General features: G+C 37.3%; 2 protein-coding genes. Both read right to left on the reverse strand.

Going from position 1 to position 1582, the window contains the following annotated elements; genetic code table 11:
• Positions 1-95: 95 nt before the first annotated feature.
• Complete coding sequence (locus AB1630_13110; protein MEW6104725.1) at positions 96-833, reverse strand: M48 family metalloprotease; 738 nt, start codon at positions 831-833, stop codon at positions 96-98.
• Positions 833-1381 (reverse strand): LemA family protein, encoded by a 549-nt coding sequence (locus AB1630_13115; protein MEW6104726.1) that lies wholly within the window; start codon positions 1379-1381, stop codon positions 833-835. The genes AB1630_13110 and AB1630_13115 overlap by 1 nt, the downstream gene beginning before the upstream one ends.
• Positions 1382-1582: the final 201 nt, after the last annotated feature.

Genomic DNA, 1582 nt, shown 5'->3' on the forward strand with positions numbered 1-1582 from the left:
ACTTGATTTTGTCTTCTGAAATATCTTCTATCATTCTATCTATTATATATATCGGTTTTTAAGAGGGTTAAACTTTAGATTTTTTTTTTGGAAATTCAATTCCTATTGCAAGGTAGCGGAAAATGGGTAATTAAGACAATCATTAAAGAGGAAAGTAGCCTAACAAAATAAGTAACCAGATAAAGAGGGATAGAGACAATGGGGACTTGCCTTCCTCCCTCCCTAATAACCAACCCTATTACTTTTAACATAGCACAATAGATTCCAAAGATAGAGGAGGAAATTGTAGCAATAGTGCTATCCCCTGATATAATATGTGCCATCTCATGGGCAATTACCGCCTCAAGCTGGGGCCTTGTAAGCCTTGAAAGAAGCCCCTCGGTTACGCCTATAACTGCCTCTTTTTTAAGGTCTGTCAGGGTAAAGGCATTCATTGCAATAGTAGGAATGACCCTCACCCTAACCCTTTTTCCTCCACAAGCTACACACACTTCTTCAACAATATTTTCTAACATCCTATGATACCTATCTTTCTCATCCAATGGCTTGGCATTGAGGACAGAAAGAAAGCGATTGATAATGTTATTTAAAGAAAGTTGCCAGTGGATAATGCCTGCCAAAAGGGCAATTAAGAAGGCAAAAATGGTTTCCTCAAGGTTTAAGAAAGGGGAGGTTAAGTAATTGCCAAATCTGGATAATTTAATAATTATCCATAGCTTAATGACTACCCCAATCGTCCAGGCAGCTAAAAAATATAGAAGGATGAGCAAGAAAAGGACAAGAAAAATTATTCTGCTTTTCTTTTCCTCAATCTCTATAAAGGAAAATGCCATTAAAATTTTACTTTTGGAGCTTCGCGATGGAGTAGGTCTTCTATTTCAAAGAATTCAGAATGGCTAAATTTAAACCAATTGGCAATAAGGTTGGTGGGAAATGTGCTGATTAAGGTATTAAGCCTCATTACCTCATCATTGTAGTATTGACGAGCAAAAGCAATTTTGTTCTCAGTTGAGGCAAGCTCTTCCTGTAAGGCAAGTATATTCTGGTTTGCCTTTAAATCAGGATAATTTTCTACCACAGCAAAGAGCGACCTTAAACTAGAGGTAAGAAAATTCTCTGCTTTTGCCTGTTCTTGCACACCCGAGACATCTATTGCTTGCTGCCTTGCCTTAACTACATTTTCTAATGTCTGCCTTTCATGGACAATGTAACCCTTTGCTGCCTCTACCAAATTGGGGATAAGGTCATACCTTCTTTTAAGCTGGACATCTATCTGGCTCCATGCATTCTCAACCCTCTTTTTAAGGCTTACCAGGGTATTGTATCCCCAAATAAGTCCAATAGCTACAAGAGCTATAATCCCTAAAACAATCCATCCCATTCTCTACCACCTTCCTAAATCCTTCTTCAAGATTTTATATGTTTGTTAAAGTTTATATCAAAACCAAAGAAGAAGGCATAGAAATTCCCCAATTTTACTAAAACCTTTCATAGGGCTTAAATTTATGGTTATTGAAAAATATTAGAATAATCCTCCCCCTTTCCCCCTTTAGCGAAGCGAGAACTCTATTTTTATTGTGCT

The organism is bacterium (genome assembly GCA_040753555.1).
In the GTDB taxonomy this organism is placed as follows: domain Bacteria; phylum UBA9089; class UBA9088; order UBA9088; family UBA9088; genus JBFLYE01.

Bases quoted from the DNA above. Each gene is read 5' to 3' on its own strand.
- AB1630_13110 (MEW6104725.1), bottom strand. From the start codon at position 833: ATGGCATTTTCCTTTATAGAGATTGAGGAAAAGAAAAGCAGAATAATT.
- AB1630_13115 (MEW6104726.1), bottom strand. From the start codon at position 1,381: ATGGGATGGATTGTTTTAGGGATTATAGCTCTTGTAGCTATTGGACTT.